This is a genomic window from Pseudomonas sp. Xaverov 83, from assembly GCF_019352905.1.
GTDB lineage: Bacteria > Pseudomonadota > Gammaproteobacteria > Pseudomonadales > Pseudomonadaceae > Aquipseudomonas > Aquipseudomonas yamanorum.
The window spans coordinates 1-16,678 of sequence record NZ_JAAAFU010000046.1 but is presented as its reverse complement, the minus strand read 5'-3'; the positions used below and the strand labels follow the sequence as shown (position 1 = coordinate 16,678).

The following is a 16,678-nucleotide window of genomic DNA, read 5'->3' as shown; positions in this document are numbered from 1 at the left end:
AAAAACATATGCCGTGGCAGAAACGCTACGGCCAATTATCTGTTGCTGGACAACAAGGAGCATCGTAAGCAACACCCCCTTAGTTAGCCCCGCTATCGCTCCCGACGCATTCAGGAGCATATCCGTATTCGCCAGTCCAGTTACCCAAGCAATAGGAAACAACAACAAACAAATACAGGTAGTTCCAGACCCAATCGCCCAAGCAGTAGTTTTTGGAAGAGCTTTACTCGCTACACTTCGAAAGAACAGAGTTCTCAAAGTAACACATAATAGTATCGACAGAAATGCTAACCCTTGAACGAAGCTCAATTAACTAGCCCCTAAGCCTCTTGAAACTCTCTGGCGACCTAAAGCCGCCGCAATATGCACATCAATTGAGTCAATCAAATCAACCCCGCCATATTCTGATCGTTCATCGACAATCAAAGGCAACTCAGTACACCCCAATATTAGACTTTCTACACCCTGATCAATCAGATTATCCATCGCTCGATAGACCGCGCTCTTGGCTTTCTTGGAAAAATTATGTAGACACAAGTCATCATAAATCGCGGCATGGACAGCATAACGGAGATGCGCCTCCGGCAAAGAAACCTCAATATCTTCCACTCCAAATCTATCGACATAAAAACCACGTTCCATCACGTACTTGGTCCCCAGCAATCCCACTTTTTTGAATCCAGAGGCCTTAACCGCGGAAATCGTTGCATCTATGACATTTATAACCGGAATGGAAATCTTATTTTTGAGCAAGTCGCAAGTCTTACTAGTGGTATTGGAACATATTAATATCTTGGTTACCCCCGCACACTCCAACTTAATCGCCGCACTTAACAGAATCTCAAACTCACCTTTAAAATCATCTTCTTTTTGACACTTTAGGATTTTACTAAAATCTAGACTAAACACCATAAGATCCGCCGATTTGTGCCCACCTGCTTCCTGCGCGATCAGATTGAACCTACGATAATACTCCATTGTAGAAACCCAACTTACACCTCCAATCAAAACCAATGCGTTCCATGCCATTGCTCCTTAATCTATCGTGTAGTCAACTTTAGAAAGCCTCATAACCTTCATATCATCCTGAGAGACAAAGTTAAGTATCATATCTGCCAAGGAAAGCCCATATCCATTCAACATTTTTGGAAGAATACTATTACGCATCAGCCCAGGGATTGGATTGGCCTCTAAAAAATACACATCACCACTTGGAGTTAAAATGTAATCAAAACGGCACATGTGTGAAAAACCTAACTCATCAAATAGATCCCGAGAAACACGCTTCATATGCAGGATCTCCACAGTATCCTCCTCCATCAGGACCTCATCAGCGCTACCAATCCGGTGCTTCTCCTCGTGTCCAAAAAAGCCTCTCTTTGTATCAATTCTAATCGCTGGTAAGACAACGACTTTATGATCAAGCCTTATGCACCCTATAGAATACTCTTGACCCTCAACAAACTCTTGAATCAAAGCTCTTTCGTCATATTTGAATATAGCGCGCAGATTATCTTCTATTATAGATATTTCAATATCGGAAACCGTATATCGCTCAGTAAACAAAGACGCCCCCAATGAGTTAGGCTTAACGACTACTTCAAGCCCATCAAAGAGATTTTTTATCTCCGCGACTGCCGAGCAAGACTTAGCGTCTGTTAACGTTAACGTCGCAGGTACTTTTATAGTACTTTGCGACCCTGATACGTAGCACTGCATGTGAATTTTGCTCATTGCCAAACTTGACGGCAAAACTGGCCCAAAAGTACCACGAAGACCAACAATATTAGCCAAACCTTGAATATGCCCATCCTCCCCATAATTACCATGCAAAAGATTAACGATATAACCATTGGCACCTAATACATGCTTTGCGAAAGTCGCATAATCCACTGCATCCTTTGAGACCATATAGTCACGAGAGTGCAAACTTCTGTCAAAATCATAAAAACTAACGTCATTATCAGAATCAACATAATAAACATGACTTATACACACACCACAATTTTCAGTACACAACTGATCATATACATAGCTGAAGGACTCCCTAGATGCGGCGTGCTCCGGCGACATCCCTCCAAAAATCAATGACACTTCAACCATATTATTCGACACACTAAGAGCACCCATTTTATTTCCTCCATGGAAGCCGACAATAAATCCTCAATAGCCAAGGCTCCCGCGCAACCCAATCAGAACGAAATTTGATCACGTAGCAACTCAAGCTTAAAAACCGGCGAAGCATTTCAGCCTATCAAAATCATTCAATCAATATCGCGAAGTACAATTCAAAAGAAGCACCACGATGCATTCAAAAAAAACCCTCAATACTGATAAAAATAAACTGGCGAAGAACCTTCAGAAGAACCAGTACCAGATAAATCTTGGAACCCATATAAAGCAGAAGGCACAAATATAAAACAATGAAACAACACTTAATGCAACCCCTTCAGATGTGAAGTTTTTTTGAAAAAAACCAAGCCTACCCACACCACAACAGAAAATTACTCTTATAAATCAGCCGTATACGTAAAAAAACAAAGTAGAAGCAATTGATAAATCACATAAAATTCAACTTTCAGACCAACTTACTCACCAACAGATAACATTACCCCTACAGGCACAGTAGTAGTGTCCTACGGAACTTTCGCAGAATCAGAGATGATACATCCACCAAAGAGCTTCGATTGATCCTTATATATTTTTTGTGCGAGCGTACTTACACGCGCCGCCTATGTCTGCGCGATTTGTGAGAGGTGATTCAATCGGTAGATGTCCCGATGAAGCGGTTGCGGTTGAAGAGCAGGAAAGCGTGAGCCCGGAGCAGCAACGGGTGCTGGATGCGTTGATTCGGCATCGGTGGAAACCGCTGGCGGCGCAGGCGTTGGGAATTTCCAGGGCGACCTTGTATCGGCGGGTTAACCAGCTGGGTATCGATATGCCCGGAAAACACTGATGATCGTTGATGATCGTTCCCACGCTCCGCGTGGGAATGCATCCTGTGACGCTCCGCGTCACGACTGTAGAGGCGGACGCGGAGCGTCCATGCGGCATTCCCACGCAGAGCGTGGGAACGATCTCAACATTTTGACCGAGTGATTCCGCCGGGTCAGCGGTAGAGAATCCCCCCATCAATCAACGGCGATTGCCCGGTCATGTAATCCGAATCCGGCCCCGCCAGGTACGACACCAGCCCCGCCACATCCTCCGGCGTTTCCGCCCGGCCCAACGCAATCCCGTCCACATACTTCTTGTACGTCGCCCCTACCTCGGCGCCGGTAATCTCGGCCATGCGTTTGTCGATCTCGACCCACATATCCGTGCCCACCACACCCGGGCAGTAGGCGTTGACGGTAATCCCGTCACTGGCCAACTCCCTCGCGGCGGCCTGGGTCAGCGCGCGCACGGCAAACTTGGTGGCCGAATACACCCCCAGCAGCGCAAAGCCTTCATGACCGGCAATCGAGCAGGCATTGATGATCTTGCCCTTCTGCTTCAGCGCCTTGAATTTCTTGCCCGCGGCCTGGATGCCCCAGAGTGTGCCCTGCACGTTTATACGCAGCGTGCGGTCGACCTGTTCCGGGGTTACGTCCAGCAGTGCGTCGATCTGTGCGACGCCGGCGTTGTTGATGATGATGTGGAAGCCGCCCAGGGTCTGGTGGGCATGGTCCACCGCCGCGACCACTTGCTCCAGCTTCGAGACGTCGGCAACAAACACCGAGGCCTTGCGCCCCTGTGCAGCGATCTCGGCCGCCACCGCTTCAATCTTCGCGCTGTTGATGTCCACCAACGCAATGTCGGCGCCATCCCGGGCCAGGCGCAAGGCGATGGCCCGGCCGATGCCTTGCCCGGCGCCGGTCACCAGTGCAACTTTTCCAGCGATACTCATGACGATCCCCTTCAACGGTGAGAGAAGCCTTGTCTATCGCAGTTGCCAGGGGCCGCTGTCGAGCAGCAGCAGGATTGGTCTGCGGGCTGAGACGGGGCGTCTCAACGCGAATCCTTCTCGCAAACTTGTAAAACGCCGCCGTTATGCCTAGCTTATGCGCCCTCCGCTCTGTGCTCTCAGGCCTTCCCCCATGGTTTTGCGTCTTCGCCCCGCTGTTCCTTCACATTTCGCCCTCGGCCTGTTGCTCAGCACAGGCATCGGTAGCAGCCAGGCGGCTGATATCGAGCTGTCGGAGGTGAAGGTCCAGGGCCAGGATGAATCCGGCTATAACAGCGACACTGCGTCGGTGGGCGGTTTCAATGAGGCGCCGCTGCTCGACACGCCGGCCTCGATCGCGGTGTTCAACGAGTCGCTGATCAAGGATCAACAGGCGCGCTTGCTCAGCGAAGTGCTGCGCAATGACGCCTCGGTGGGCGACAGCTATGCACCCATCGGCTACTACGAAAACTTCGTGGTGCGCGGCTTCTCGCTGAATGCCGCCAGCAGTTACAAGATCAATGGCCGCACCATCACCGGCGAGCAGAACGTTGCCCTGGAGAACAAGCAGCGCGTGGAGTTGCTCAAGGGGTTGTCGGGCCTGCAAAGCGGGATCTCCGAGCCCAGCGGCGTGATCAATTACGTGACCAAGCGCCCGGAGGATGTGCGCTCGGTGACGGTCTCCACCGATGATCGCGGCAGCGGTTACCTGGCCACCGACGTGGGCGGCTGGTTTGGCAGCGAGCAGCAGTTCGGCCTGCGCGCGAACGTGGCCCATGAAGACCTCAACGCTTATGTCGAACATGCCAATGGCCACCGGGATTTCCTGTCCCTGGCCTTCGACTGGAACATCAGCCCCGACGCGGTATTGCAGCTGGATGCCGAGTATCAGAACAAGCAGCAGCGCTCGGTGCCGGGTTATCAATTGCTGGGCGGGACCGAGGTGCCGCACGACGCGTCACCGAAAAAACTGCTGGGGCATCAGAGCGGTGCGAATCAGGTAGGGATCGATTCGCTGAACCTCAATGGCAAGTTTGAGTACCGCTTCAATGACCAATGGAAAGGCAGCGTGAGCGCGGCGCGCAGCAAGGTGGTGATTGATGATTACAGTTCGTTTGCGTGGGGTGGCGACACTGCGGGCAACGGCAATTACTTCAGCCCGGAAGGCGACTATGGCATTTACGACTTCCGCAGCCCGGATGACACCCGCCGCGATGATGAAATTCAGGCGGCGATGACCGGGTTGTTTGATACCGGTGGGCTGGGGCATGAGCTGACGTTTGGTACGAGCGCGTTTCGCCGAGTCGTGGACAATCGTGTACCGATCAATCAATGGATCGGCACGGGCAATATCAATCAGGAGCCGGAAAACTTCCCGCGCTACGACGGCGAACTCAACCCCAGCCACCGTCGCCTGGACAGCCGCCAGTACGGCCTGTTCCTGACTGACACCATACGTTTCAATGAACAATGGCAGACCGTGCTGGGTGGCCGTGAGGTACGTCTCGACGAGCGCGCCTACGATACCAACGGTGATGAATCGCGCCATACCCAGCAATACATGTTCCTGCCCCAGGCAGCGCTGATCTACAAGCCGATTGAAAACCTGTCGCTCTATACCAGCTACAGCAAGGGTTTGTCTCTGGGCGGCACGGCGCCGTGGTACGCCCTCAACAACCTCGACACCCTTGCCCCAACCGTCTCCCGCCAAATCGAAGCCGGTGTGAAATACGACTGGCGCCGCATCAGCTTCGCAGCCGCGATCTTCCAGACTCGCCAGGCCTATCAATACGCCAAACCCGACGACGCGGGTGCGTTCACCTACGTGCAACAAGGCCAACAGAAAAACACCGGCCTGGAGTTATCCGCCAACGGCTGGGCCACCGAGCGCTTGCAGATCGCCGCCAGCGTCGCGGCCATCCGTGCACGAGTGTCGGGCAGCGGCACACCGGAATACGAAGGCCATCAGGCGATCAACGTGCCGAAACTGCGCGCCAGCCTGTATGCCGACTACGCCCTGCCCTGGGTCGACGGCCTGGCGTTGCTCGGCGGCGTGCAATACAGCGCCAACAAGTACGCCAATCGCACCGGTGATGTGGAAGTGGGCGACTACGCCATCGTCAACGTGGGCAGCCGCTACACCACAAAGCTCGATGGCTATGAAACGGTGTTTCGCCTGAGCGTCGACAACCTGTTCGACAAGCGTTACTGGCGTGATGCCGGTGAATACATGGGCGATGACTATCTGTTCCAGGGCGCGCCGTTGACCGCACGCTTGAGTGCAACGGTCAACTTCTGACGGTACGCGGGATCGCCAGGCATAGCGCCGCCAAGGCGCACACCAACAGGGTCCAGCCCAACTGCTGGGCCCAGGCCGCCACGGTCAACCCCGCACCGATCACCAGGTAATACAGCAAACCGAACAAGGCACCGGCGGTGCCGAGGCGGTCGCGATAAGCCGTCAGCGCTGCCCCCAGCACATTGGGAATCGCCATCCCGAAGGCCATGACCACCAACAGCATCGGCAACACGAACAGCCAACGCTCCTGCAACAGCACCACCATCACGCTGCCCACTAACATCACGCCACCGGCTGCCAGCACCAGCTGTTCGCTGCCGGCCCCGCGCTTGAGCAACCCCTTGTTGAGCCAGGCCCCAAGCCCCGATCCCAACGCCAGCAGTACGCCGCTATAGCCGAACTGCTCGGCAGACAATCCCAGGCGCTGGAAAACAAACGGCCCCAGGCTGTAATAACTGAACAGCGCGATATTGAAGACCGCGACCAGCCCCACCGAACGCCACAGGGCCGCATCCTTGAGCATCAGGCCCAGGGTGCCACGCAACGAGGCCGTGGGCAGCGAGGCCGGGCGGGTTTCCGGCAATGCCCACAGGCACCAGGCCAATAACGTTAGCGCCAGCAGCAACAAGCCTGTGAGCACCCCGCGATAGCCAAAGTGCTGCACGAGGCCCGCGCCGGTGAACAGGCCAATCGCGGGGCTGGCCGCCAGGGCAATGCCCACGACTGAAAACACCTGCGCCAGTTCGGCGCCGCTGAAGCGGTCGCGCAGCACGGTTTGCGTCACCACCGACCCTACCGCCGCACCAAACGCCGCCAGCGCCTGGGCCAGCAACAAGCCGTTGAACGAGCGCACGCCCAAGGCCAGCGCCATGGCTACGCCGTAAAGGGCCAACCCGGCCAGCATCACCGGTCGCCGGCCAAAGCGGTCACACAACCGGCCCCACACCACCACCCCAAACGCGAAGGCGAGAAAGTACACCGACAAGGTCTGCCCCGCAGCCTCAGGCCCTACCGCAAACGCCTGGCCAATATCCGCCAGCGCGGGGCTGTACAGGGTTTGTGCGATCTGCGGGAACATCAACAACGCCACCGCCAGCACCAGCAATTTTTTCAACATCATCGAAAGGCTCTTCCCGGTAAACAGGCCAGGGAGTCTAAACAGCGCTGGCTGGCGTATTATCCAGACTTCGACACGTTATCAATGAAATCGGACATTCCATGGCATGGCTGGCGGCGCAGACACCTTTCGATCCCGACCGCTTCGACGCGCCCGTGGTGGGCATCGCCGCCCTGCTGGGTGATCACGACTCCGGTGTACATCAGCATCAGCGCGGGCAATTGCTGTTCACCCAACAGGGCTGCACGCGCATTACCCTGGCCAACCAGCTGTGCTTGTTGCCGCCCACTCGGGCAGCGTGGATTCCCGGCGGCGTGCCGCACCGGGCGGTGATGCAACAGGCCGTGGATTATCGTTCGGTGTACTTCAGCCCGAAATTGGCCGGACAGTTGCCTGCACAGGTGCGGGTGATTGAGGTGAGTGCACTGCTGCGGGCGGTGCTGGAGCCTATGGCGATGGCGGCGTTCGACACCGATTGGCAACAGGGCAAATATGCGCATTTGCTGGCGCTGTGCCTGAGTGAAATCCGCGAGGCGGTCGAGCAACCGCTGCTGCTGCCCCTGCCCACGGACAAACGCCTGGCGCCGTTATTGGAGAACCTCGACGCGCTGCCGCCGGAGCTGCAAGCCTTGCAACACCAGGTGGCCGCCAGCGGCAAAACCATCGGCCGGATCTTCCTGCGGGAAACCGGCATGGGCTATCAGCAATGGCGTCAACAGTGGCGCTTGATGCGCGCCATCGAGTTGCTCGCCACCGGGCGCAGTCTCGGGTACTGCGCCTTTGAGTTGGGCTTTGCCAGTGACAGTGCGCTGATTGCCTTCTTCAAGGCCATGACTGGCACCACGCCCCGGGGTTACTTCAAGTGAATGCCGATTGGCTATAACCCGGTGGGAGCGGTCGAGCTTTAGCGAGGCCGCGATGGCGGTGGATCAGCCGATATCAATATTGACTGTGCCGCCGCCATCGCAGCCTCGCCGGGGCTCGACAGCTCCCACAATGGAGCGGCTTACTTGGGCATCTTGCGAAAGCCCACCGCCAGACGGTTCCAGCTGTTGATGGTGGCGATCGCCACGCTCAGGTCGACTTGCTCTTGCGGGCTGAAGTGGGCAGCCAGTTCGGAGAAGTCTGCATCCGGTGCGTGGGTCTGGCTGAGCAGGGTCAGGCTTTCGGCCCAGGCCAGCGCGGCACGTTCACGAGGGGTGAAGAACGGCGTTTCACGCCAGGCCGACACGGTGTACAGGCGGCGCTCGGTCTCGCCACCCTTGCGGGCGTCGGCGGTGTGCATGTCGAGGCAGAAGGCGCAGCCGTTGATCTGCGATACGCGCAGGCGAATCAACTCCAGCAGCGGCAGTTCGATGGACAGTTTGCCGACGGCGGCCTCCAGGGCGAGCATGGCTTTCATGGCGTCCGGGGAGGCGGTGTAGAAGTCGGTACGAGTTTGCATGGTGATACTCCAGAACAGTGGGGATTGGTGTCTAGAGTAGTGAGGCGGGTGCGTTGGACAAATAGCCAATCCGGGGAAAGATCAGGTAGCCAATGGGGCCAATCCTGACGATCACCCCGGCCCTGCGCCTTCGCCACGGAATGCACTGGGGCTCAGCCCGGTCCAGCGCTTGAACGCCCGCCGAAAACTGCGCACATCGCTGTAGCCGACTTCCTCGGTGATCCGTTCGATGGACAACCCCGGGTTGCTCAACAACCCCATGGTCCGTGCCCTGCGCACCTGTTCCAGCAAGCCTTCGAACGTCAGCCCGTGCTCGGTCAGGCGCCGGCGCAAGGTACGCCCGCTCATGTTCAAGTCACTGGCGACCTTTTCCAGCTGGCTGCCCTGCAAATCCCGGGAAATCGCGCGCTCCACCGCCTGGATCAAATCCATTTTCTGATGCAGTTGCGCACTTTCCAGCTCCAGCAATTCCAGGGCCTGGCGCAGGGCCAGGGCGTGGTGATTGGGCAGGCGCACGTCCAGCCACTGGCTGGCCAGGACCATGCGGTTATGCAGGCAGCCGAAGCGCACATCGGCGCCAAACAGCTGGTGATAGTCGGCGACGTAGGTGGGCGCAGCGTGGATAAATTCGACCCGTAGCGGCATGAAGCCCTCGCCCACCAAGGCGCGGCCATACACCATCAGGCTCGCAAAGAACTCCTCCGCGGCGAACACCTGGACCTCGGCATACGGCAGCAGGCATTCGATATCGACGAACACTTCCTGGGGGCCCTCATGGGTGCGCGAAGTGGCGATACCGCCGGAGGTGTGCTGATGACGCTCACCGATGGCGAAGGCATCGCGCAACGTCTTGCACAGTGAAATCACATGGCCAAGCAGGCCCAGGGTACCGAGTACATTCTGATGGCCCACCCACAGGCCCAGCCCCTGGTCAGGCAATACCTTGAGTGCACGCTGGATCATCGCTACCGCCTGGCGATAGGAAATCCGTTGGGCCGGGTCGTCCAGGTCGGCCAGGGTAAATCCCAGTCCACGGCACAGGTGCTCGGCACTCGCGCCCTTGTGCGCGACCACTTGTCCGAGGGTTTGCAGCAGAAATGGCGAGACCAGGGCCAGGTCATAGTGCGGATCAACGGCTTTCCTTTGCATGGGTGTTCGATTCCCGACTGAGTGCTTCAGTTCTTGTTTTGGAAACATCCTGACAATCATAGGCGCTTGCAAGAACTGCTGCACTCTGGATGAAAGCTGTCCGCCAAAGTCCCCCTATGTGGCCGCCAATACCCTGCCCCGCTGGCCGTTGAGGGCTTATTTGTATAGGTAGCGTCGCCCTAACAATAATAATGAGCCCAGACATGAACACGACCCGTGCGTTTTACCCCGTGCAACTCGCCCTGTTGACCCTCATCAGCCTGCCGGCCCTGGCCACCGAAGGCGGCGTCGACAACATCGGCCCCGGCACCGATGGTTTCTACATCCTGCCGCTGGACGTCAACAACCTGCCCGACCACATGTTCGCCTTCAACATTTACTACAACCATTACGAAGCCAAGAAGCTCGATATCAGCTCGTTGGGTGGCAAGGTGTCGGACGTGAAGATCAAATCCGACGCGATCATCCCGCGCCTGGATTACCTCAGCCCGCTGCGGGTATTCGGCGGGCGCCTGGGCGGCTACATCGCCCAGCCGTACCTGAAGCAACAGGTGTCGCTGTTCGGCATGTCCGACACCCGGGAAAGCATGGGCGACACTACCGTGGCGCCGATCATCCTCTGGGACCTGGGCAAAAACCTGACGGTGGGCACCGCGCTGGAAATCACCCTGCCCACCGGTGAGTACGACGCCACGCGCCTGGCCAATACCAGCAACAATTTCTACACCTACAAGCCGTTGGTGTCGGCGACCTGGTTGCCCAACGACCGTACCGAGCTGTCGATCAAGACCACCTACAGTTTCAACAAGGAAAACCCCGATACCCATTACCGTTCGGGGCAGATTTTTCACTTCGACTACTCGGCCAGCTACAAGGTGACGGATAACCTCAGCCTTGGGCTCAACGGTTACTACCTCAAGCAGACCACCGACGATAAGCAGTACGGGCATACCGTGGTGAACATCTACGGCGAGGATGTGGATGACGGGGTCAAGGGCCAGGTGTTTGCGATCGGTCCGGCGGTGTATTTCACTTTCCTCAAGTACGCGAGTGCCGAGGTGCGCTGGGCCAAGGAGTTTGATGTGCAGAACCGGCCGGAAGGCGACATGTTGTGGGCGAAGTTGACGATTCCGTTTGCCTTGTAAACCCGGTTGAACATGTGGGAGCTGGCTTGCCTGCGATAGCATCACCTCGGTATCACTGAAAAACCGAGTTGCCTGCATCGCAGGCAAGCCAGCTCCCACATGTTGATCGGGGTTTCTTCAGGTGTAGACCGGCCAGGTATCGACGATTTTCCCGCCCCGCACCGCCAGCAAATCCCCGAACTGCAACAACACAAACTCGCTCTGGGTCGGGCGCAGGAACACCTGGTCTTCCACGTTCAGCCCCACCTTGGGCGAGCCGTTGACCATTTCCTGATTGGAGCTGCGCCCGTACAGGTCATTACTCTGCAAGCCTTTGGGCGATTCAAACTCGGCCATCCAGTTACCCCCATAAATAAAGAACGTGGCGCGCTGATTCGCATCCCACCACGAGAACAACCGCGACTTGCCGTCCAGCGCCGGGATATCCACCGGCCCGGTGCTTTTCAACACGGGTGTGGCGATATAGGCCGCCGGCACATGCTCGCTCAGCGACGGCAAGTCATAGTGCGTCGGCTTGAGCAACGCGGTGCCCACCGACACCTCGCTGCTGAGCTTTTCCTGCTCGTGAATGCGATAACTCGGGCTGCCCGCCGTGTTCAGCGTCAGGCCGTCACGCCACAGCGGCGCAAAATGCTGGCGGGTGTAATCCACATAGCCGTTGTAGCGCTGCATGACCTTGTCGAACAGGTCCTGGGGCGAGCCGAGAATCCCCGGCACGCCCATGCCCACGAACGGGTCGTAGCCCATAAACCCGGCGAACTCCAGCTGCTGCGGATGCGCGCTGATCATCGTCAGCATCTGCCCCAGCACCGCGTTGTCGCTGATGCCGCCGCGATGCAGGCCCACGTCCAGTTCAATATTGATCCGCAGCTTGGTGCCCAACCCCTGGGCCAGCGCCAGGTATTGTTGCAGGCGCTCGGGCGTGTCCAGCAGCCATTGCAACTGGCGGGACGGGTCGAACGGCCCCTTGTGGGTTTGGTAAAACAGCTCGGCCGAGCGCACCGGCAACGGCTTGCCCAGCAGGATGTCAGCGTCGGGAAAGACCTGGGCGTCGTGGTTCAGAAATGGCTGGTGAAACGACATCAGGCGCTGGGTGCCGGCACGCTTGGCGATGTAAGCCAGCAGCCCCGGCGACGGCAGGGATTTCTCCACCAGCCGCAGGTGTTTGCCGCCGCGCTGCACCGACTGCATGACCACGTCGATGTTGTGGTCCAGCTTGTCCAGGTCGATCAGCATCACCGGGCGCATCGGCCCATGGGCCTTGAGTTCCTGGTTGAGGCTACGGAAATACTCGGTGTACGGGCTGCCCCGGTCGCCGGGCCTGAGCAAAATCGCACCACCCACCAGCAACACGCCGGTGCCGAGCATGAAATGTCTGCGGTTCATCAGGCCACTCCCAAAATTGATGACAGGTGCGCATTGAGAAATTTGCCGCTGGGGTCCAGCTCGCGGCGCACCCGGGTGAATTCCTCCCAGCGCGGATACAGCGGCTGCAAGGTGCGCGCGTTAAGGGTGTGCAATTTGCCCCAGTGCGGACGGCCGGCGTATTTCCAGAAGATCGGTTCCACGGCGGCGAAGAAGTTGTGGTGGTCCATGGTGTAGTGCTGGTGCACGGAAATCGAACAGCTGTCGCGGCCCTCGAACATGCTCAGCGGAATGTCATCGGCCTTGACGTAGCGGTACTCGATGGGAAACCAGGTGCGCAGGTCCTTGTCGTTGATCAGCTTGAGGATTTCCCGCAGGCAGGCCGGGCCGTGTTCGGCGGGCACCGAGTATTCCATCTCGTTGAAGCGCACGTTGCGCACGTTGGCGTACACCTGGAACGACTCGGCGACGCGGTCATCGAAGCTGGCAAAAAACCGCAGGCTGTTGAGCAAGGTCCGCCGGGCGTCGGGGAAATCGCTGCCGTACTTATCGAGTTTTTCGATGATCGACACAAACTCGTTGCCGCCCGCCTCGGCCGGGTCGATGGGCGGGGTTTCGGGGTCGGTGGTTTCATTCAGGGCGATGGACAAGGCGTAGTCGGAATGGGTCACCACGAGCATTTCCCAGTGCTGGTTTTCCCGGGTGTTTTTCGCCACGTCTTCCAGCAGTTCTTCGGTCTTGGCGATCCACTGGCGCTCTCGCAGGCGGTAAGGCGCGCGGTTTTGCAGGCGGACTTGAGTGGCCACGCCCAGGGCGCCGAGGGACACCCGGGCGGCGCTGAACACCTCGGGGTGGCGCTTGGCGTCGCACTCCAGCACCTCACCCTGGGCGGTCACCAGTTGCAGGCCGGTGACGCAACCGGAGTAAGAGGTGAAGCCCACGCCCGTGCCGTGGGTCGAGGTGGAGATCGCCCCGGCCAGGGTCTGGTAGTCGATATCCGCCATGTTCGGCAGCGCCTGGCCAACGTCCTTCAAGGCCTGGCCCATGCGCGACATCGGCGTACCGGCGGCGAAGGTGGCCTGCAAGGTGTGCGGGTCGTGATCCAGCAAACCATTGAAGTAACTCAGGGACAGCAACGTGCCGTCGGTGGGCACCAGCGCACTGAACGAATGGCCCGAGCCCACCGGACGCACCTTACCCGGCGCCTGGCCGATGACCTGCACCAGTTCATCAAGATTCTTCGGCGCCAGCCGCGCCAGGGGCAGACAGGTTTGTGCCCCCGACCAATTGCGCCAGGGAATCAGCCGCGGTGCCCGGGCCAACTGTGCCAGCACCGGGTTACTGGTCAATGCCATGAACGCGCCGGCTACCGCGCCGCGCTGCAATAATTCTCGCCGTGAAAGCGCCATCGCCTACCCCGTTATTCTTATTGGATGTGTTGACCCGACATAAAACTGATCAGCCCCAGGAATTGCTCTTCGGAGCACTGCACGCACAGGCCCATCGGGGGCATGCCGTTATAGCCGTTGATGGTGTGGTCCAGCAGGGTGTCCGGGCCCTGGGCGATGCGCGGGCTCCAGGCCGGGCCGTCACCGGTGAGCGGCGCACCGGAGGCCGGGTTGGCGTGGCACAGCTTGCAACTGGTGTCGTAGACCTGGGCCAGGGCTGCGTCGCCGGGCATGGCATCGGCCGCCGTGGCACGTTCGGGGGGATGTTTCGGTTTGTCGCCGCAGGCTGTCAGCAGGCAGGTCACGGCCAGCAGCAGACTGATGCGACGGGGGTTGATTGCCCGCATAGCCACCTTCTCTCTTATTATGTGAAAGCGTGATCCACACTAAGGCAGCCAGGGCGCGGCGTTGAGGGTATTGGGGGACAGAAAGGGGGGCTTGGGCGGACAGTTGATTGAGCCGCAACGCCGATCAAATGTGGGAGCGGGCTTGCTCGCGAATGCGGTGTGTCAGCCACCAAATTTTTAACTGATACACCGCATTCGCGAGCAAGCCCGCTCCCACCGTTAGAATCGAGGTGGGCTTAGAAGGCTATACCGACCTTGAACCCATACTCGTCACGCTTGAGCTTGGTGTTGTCGGCCACGTACGAGTCGCCATCGAGCTTGTACTCGGTGCGGGTGTAGTACAGGCCCGCCATCACCGGCAGGTCGCCTTTCTGGTTCATCAGCAGGCTGACTTCGGCGTACGGGTTGGTGCGGTCCTTGAGGTCCACGGTGTCGCTGCCAATGCCGTCGACCTTGAGCTTGGCGCGGCCGTCGATGGTGCGGCGGGCACCCAGTTCAACGCGCATGGTCATGTCATCGAACTGGTGGTTGTAGCCCAGGGCCGCCTTGGCGAACGGCGATTTGTTGGTGAGTTTCATGTCGTAGTCGCCCGAGTCCGGCTCGTAGCGGGTCCAGCTGTAGCCGCCACCCACCAGCACGTCGACGAAGTTGCGCGCATCCAGCGCGGCACGCCAGCCGAGGTCGAGGTCGGCCTGGCCTTCCTTGAGCTTGTTGTCGCTTTTTTCACCGTACTTGGCTTCGATACCGGCCTGGTAGATAAAGCCGGATTCAGCCGTCAGCTTGTTGCCGAAGTTGTAGAACAGGCCGGCTTCGGGCATGTGGTCCTTGTCGCTCTGGCTACCGCCTTCGAGTTTGAAGTCGTTGTAGCTGCCGAGGATACCGAAGGTGGAAATCGGGTCGGTCGGCGCTGCGGCGAACACCACACCCGGTGCAGCAATCAGGGCCAGGACCGAGGAATTCTTGAGGATTTTTCCGAATAGTTTGGACATCGTTTTACGTCTCCATTGTAGGTGGCAAATTATTCAGGAAACGCTTCGAACCCTCGTTTTGGCGAAAGGTTCGAATTATTTTGCACCTTTTTTCGAGGTAAAACGGTTCAGCGATGGCTCTATATCAGGCCTCTTGGACAGGGACCAGCAAACGACCGAGCATTGGCCGCAACTGTGGATGCTCCGGCAGGTGAATGCCAAAGCTGGCGTGCAGCAGCGTCAGCAGCTCGTCCACATCCTCGATGACACGCTTCTCGCTGGCCCGGCCCAGGTGGTGAATCGCGTACTGGCCGTTGTTCAGTGTGCGGCGAAATCCCGGGCCGATGAGTGCGACTTTCAACTGGCTGAGGAACGACGAGTCCGGGTGGGTGGAGACGTACCAGTTGCCGATTTCGTAGTCGATGCGTGACTGCAACTGCAGGTCGAATACATACAGCCCGCGCCACTCCCCCGCCACCTGCGCCCACAAGGTGTAGCTGCCCTCGTTCAGGCTCAGGCGATAGGGTTCATGGGCCGTGGCCTGGGTGGCGTCGGTGTCCAGTTGCAACGGGCTGGTGGGCACCATGCCACCAAAGCCCACATCGCTGATGTAACGCGTGCCGTCCAGGGTCACCAGGCTCAGGCGGTGGGTGCGCCCCGTCAGCGCATCGGGCGGCCCGCCCATCACCACGCGACCGGTGATGCCCCGCGCGTCGAAGCCCAACTCCTGCAACAAAGCCAGGAACATCTGGTTCAGCTCGTAGCAATAACCCCCCCGCCCGTCGAACAGGACTTTGTGCTCAACGCTCGGCAAATCGATGGGTACAGGCACGCGCAGCAAGGTCGACAGGTTTTCAAACGCGAAGGTACTGACGTGGCGCAACTGCAAATCCTGCAGGGTTTGCAAGGTGGGCGGTGGCGGCGTGTCGTAGCCCAAACGTTGCAGGTAGAGGCGGCTGTGGGTCAGCTCAGGCATGACGCAATCCTTGAGTCGGTGGCGAAGGCTCCACTAATACCCTGACGGCCGTTGTTTGCCAATTGTGATTTGAATCAAATGCAAGCCCTCGGATGCATAAACTTTCTGAACCTTTCTGAACCGATTTATATCCATTCAAAACAAGACAGGGAGGCATCATGAGTACCGCAATGATCTACACCATCCACTACTTGCTACACGGCGAACCAAAAACCTTTGTGGTGCGTGCCGAGGTCATGAACAACGCCGAAGCGTGGCATTGGGCGGCCGTTGACGCCGACATTGCCCACGTGGGGCGGATAGGCCGGCCGGGCCATGAGCGGGTGAAAAAGACCACTCGGCCCTGGGCGGAGAAGTTCGGCATCACTGAGGTGACCTGGGTAGCTCCGAAACGGCTTGGCTGAGGAAAAAAAGCCCCGCTCGACGGCGTAATGCTGTTCACTTAAGCGGAGCAGCCTTACGGTCTACTGGAAATCGGGTTTTTGAGATCTTCAC

At 58.0% G+C, this 16,678-nt stretch carries 15 protein-coding genes and 1 pseudogene; 5 read left to right on the top strand and 11 right to left on the bottom strand.

The window, feature by feature from the left end; translation table 11 throughout:
• Positions 1-309 precede the first annotated feature (309 nt).
• Positions 310-1,029, bottom strand: a complete 720-nt coding sequence (locus K0H47_RS15155; protein WP_219273109.1) for an aspartate/glutamate racemase family protein — start codon at positions 1,027-1,029, stop codon at positions 310-312.
• A gap of 6 nt (positions 1,030-1,035) precedes the next feature.
• Positions 1,036-2,130 (bottom strand): hypothetical protein, encoded by a 1,095-nt coding sequence (locus K0H47_RS15150; RefSeq protein ID WP_219273107.1) that lies wholly within the window; start codon positions 2,128-2,130, stop codon positions 1,036-1,038.
• Between the two features lie 676 nt (positions 2,131-2,806).
• Between K0H47_RS15150 and K0H47_RS15145 the strand changes: the two are divergent.
• A pseudogene (locus K0H47_RS15145) lies at positions 2,807-2,956 on the top strand (helix-turn-helix domain-containing protein); the annotation flags it as partial.
• Between the two features lie 153 nt (positions 2,957-3,109).
• Here the strand turns inward: K0H47_RS15145 and K0H47_RS15140 are convergent.
• On the bottom strand, positions 3,110-3,889 hold the full coding sequence (locus K0H47_RS15140) for an acetoin reductase (protein WP_093208237.1): 780 nt from the start codon (positions 3,887-3,889) through the stop codon (positions 3,110-3,112).
• 190 nt (positions 3,890-4,079) lie between these two features.
• Between K0H47_RS15140 and K0H47_RS15135 the strand changes: the two genes are divergently transcribed.
• Positions 4,080-6,224, top strand: a complete 2,145-nt coding sequence (locus K0H47_RS15135) for a TonB-dependent siderophore receptor (RefSeq protein ID WP_093208234.1) — start codon at positions 4,080-4,082, stop codon at positions 6,222-6,224.
• Here K0H47_RS15135 and K0H47_RS15130 read toward each other — a convergent pair.
• Positions 6,214-7,344 carry an MFS transporter gene (locus tag K0H47_RS15130; protein WP_201141264.1) on the bottom strand — a complete coding sequence of 377 codons (1,131 nt, stop codon included), beginning with the start codon at positions 7,342-7,344 and terminating at the stop codon, positions 6,214-6,216. The two genes, K0H47_RS15135 and K0H47_RS15130, sit on opposite strands and share 11 nt — an antisense overlap.
• A 98-nt stretch (positions 7,345-7,442) precedes the next feature.
• Here K0H47_RS15130 and K0H47_RS15125 point away from each other — a divergent pair, with 98 nt between their 5' ends.
• A complete protein-coding gene (locus K0H47_RS15125) occupies positions 7,443-8,207 on the top strand; it encodes a helix-turn-helix transcriptional regulator (protein WP_219273105.1) in 765 nt (254 codons plus the stop codon).
• A gap of 140 nt (positions 8,208-8,347) precedes the next feature.
• Here K0H47_RS15125 and K0H47_RS15120 read toward each other — a convergent pair whose 3' ends face one another.
• Positions 8,348-8,785 carry a carboxymuconolactone decarboxylase family protein gene (locus tag K0H47_RS15120; protein ID WP_063028831.1) on the bottom strand — a complete coding sequence of 146 codons (438 nt, stop codon included), beginning with the start codon at positions 8,783-8,785 and terminating at the stop codon, positions 8,348-8,350.
• 111 nt (positions 8,786-8,896) lie between these two features.
• Positions 8,897-9,934 (bottom strand): AraC family transcriptional regulator, encoded by a 1,038-nt coding sequence (locus K0H47_RS15115; RefSeq protein ID WP_219273103.1) that lies wholly within the window; start codon positions 9,932-9,934, stop codon positions 8,897-8,899.
• Positions 9,935-10,137: 203 nt separating this feature from the next.
• Here K0H47_RS15115 and K0H47_RS15110 point away from each other — a divergent pair, with 203 nt between their 5' ends.
• A complete protein-coding gene (locus K0H47_RS15110) occupies positions 10,138-11,079 on the top strand; it encodes a transporter (protein WP_219273101.1) in 942 nt (313 codons plus the stop codon).
• Positions 11,080-11,196: 117 nt separating this feature from the next.
• Here the strand turns inward: K0H47_RS15110 and K0H47_RS15105 are convergent, their stop codons facing one another.
• From K0H47_RS15105 to K0H47_RS15085, 5 genes are all read right to left on the bottom strand, one after another.
• Positions 11,197-12,465 (bottom strand): DSD1 family PLP-dependent enzyme, encoded by a 1,269-nt coding sequence (locus K0H47_RS15105; protein WP_219273099.1) that lies wholly within the window; start codon positions 12,463-12,465, stop codon positions 11,197-11,199.
• On the bottom strand, positions 12,465-13,793 hold the full coding sequence (locus tag K0H47_RS15100) for a D-arabinono-1,4-lactone oxidase (RefSeq protein ID WP_167410180.1): 1,329 nt from the start codon (positions 13,791-13,793) through the stop codon (positions 12,465-12,467). Before K0H47_RS15100 ends, K0H47_RS15105 begins: the two co-directional genes overlap by 1 nt.
• Before the next feature lie 77 nt (positions 13,794-13,870).
• The gene (locus K0H47_RS15095; protein ID WP_219273097.1) at positions 13,871-14,239 is read right to left on the bottom strand and encodes a cytochrome c5 family protein; all 369 of its coding nucleotides are present in this window, start codon (positions 14,237-14,239) and stop codon (positions 13,871-13,873) included.
• Between the two features lie 236 nt (positions 14,240-14,475).
• On the bottom strand, positions 14,476-15,228 hold the full coding sequence (locus K0H47_RS15090) for an outer membrane beta-barrel protein (RefSeq protein ID WP_063028823.1): 753 nt from the start codon (positions 15,226-15,228) through the stop codon (positions 14,476-14,478).
• 124 nt (positions 15,229-15,352) lie between these two features.
• Positions 15,353-16,183, bottom strand: coding sequence for an arylamine N-acetyltransferase (locus K0H47_RS15085; protein ID WP_201141258.1), 831 nt, complete (start codon positions 16,181-16,183; stop codon positions 15,353-15,355).
• A 158-nt stretch (positions 16,184-16,341) separates the two neighbouring features.
• On the opposite strand from K0H47_RS15085, the gene K0H47_RS15080 reads away from it, so the two are divergent.
• Positions 16,342-16,587 (top strand): DUF6555 family protein, encoded by a 246-nt coding sequence (locus K0H47_RS15080; protein ID WP_063028819.1) that lies wholly within the window; start codon positions 16,342-16,344, stop codon positions 16,585-16,587.
• The last annotated feature ends 91 nt before the right edge of the window (positions 16,588-16,678 follow it).

Excerpts from the sequence above, each read along its gene's own strand:
- K0H47_RS15155 (WP_219273109.1), bottom strand. The coding sequence starts at position 1,029 with ATGGCATGGAACGCATTGGTTTTGATTGGAGGTGTAAGTTGGGTTTCT.
- K0H47_RS15150 (WP_219273107.1), bottom strand. The coding sequence starts at position 2,130 with ATGGGTGCTCTTAGTGTGTCGAATAATATGGTTGAAGTGTCATTGATT.
- K0H47_RS15140 (WP_093208237.1), bottom strand. The coding sequence starts at position 3,889 with ATGAGTATCGCTGGAAAAGTTGCACTGGTGACCGGCGCCGGGCAAGGC.
- K0H47_RS15135 (WP_093208234.1), top strand. The coding sequence starts at position 4,080 with ATGGTTTTGCGTCTTCGCCCCGCTGTTCCTTCACATTTCGCCCTCGGC.
- K0H47_RS15130 (WP_201141264.1), bottom strand. The coding sequence starts at position 7,344 with ATGATGTTGAAAAAATTGCTGGTGCTGGCGGTGGCGTTGTTGATGTTC.
- K0H47_RS15125 (WP_219273105.1), top strand. The coding sequence starts at position 7,443 with ATGGCATGGCTGGCGGCGCAGACACCTTTCGATCCCGACCGCTTCGAC.
- K0H47_RS15120 (WP_063028831.1), bottom strand. The coding sequence starts at position 8,785 with ATGCAAACTCGTACCGACTTCTACACCGCCTCCCCGGACGCCATGAAA.
- K0H47_RS15115 (WP_219273103.1), bottom strand. The coding sequence starts at position 9,934 with ATGCAAAGGAAAGCCGTTGATCCGCACTATGACCTGGCCCTGGTCTCG.
- K0H47_RS15110 (WP_219273101.1), top strand. The coding sequence starts at position 10,138 with ATGAACACGACCCGTGCGTTTTACCCCGTGCAACTCGCCCTGTTGACC.
- K0H47_RS15105 (WP_219273099.1), bottom strand. The coding sequence starts at position 12,465 with ATGAACCGCAGACATTTCATGCTCGGCACCGGCGTGTTGCTGGTGGGT.
- K0H47_RS15095 (WP_219273097.1), bottom strand. The coding sequence starts at position 14,239 with ATGCGGGCAATCAACCCCCGTCGCATCAGTCTGCTGCTGGCCGTGACC.
- K0H47_RS15090 (WP_063028823.1), bottom strand. The coding sequence starts at position 15,228 with ATGTCCAAACTATTCGGAAAAATCCTCAAGAATTCCTCGGTCCTGGCC.
- K0H47_RS15085 (WP_201141258.1), bottom strand. The coding sequence starts at position 16,183 with ATGCCTGAGCTGACCCACAGCCGCCTCTACCTGCAACGTTTGGGCTAC.
- K0H47_RS15080 (WP_063028819.1), top strand. The coding sequence starts at position 16,342 with ATGAGTACCGCAATGATCTACACCATCCACTACTTGCTACACGGCGAA.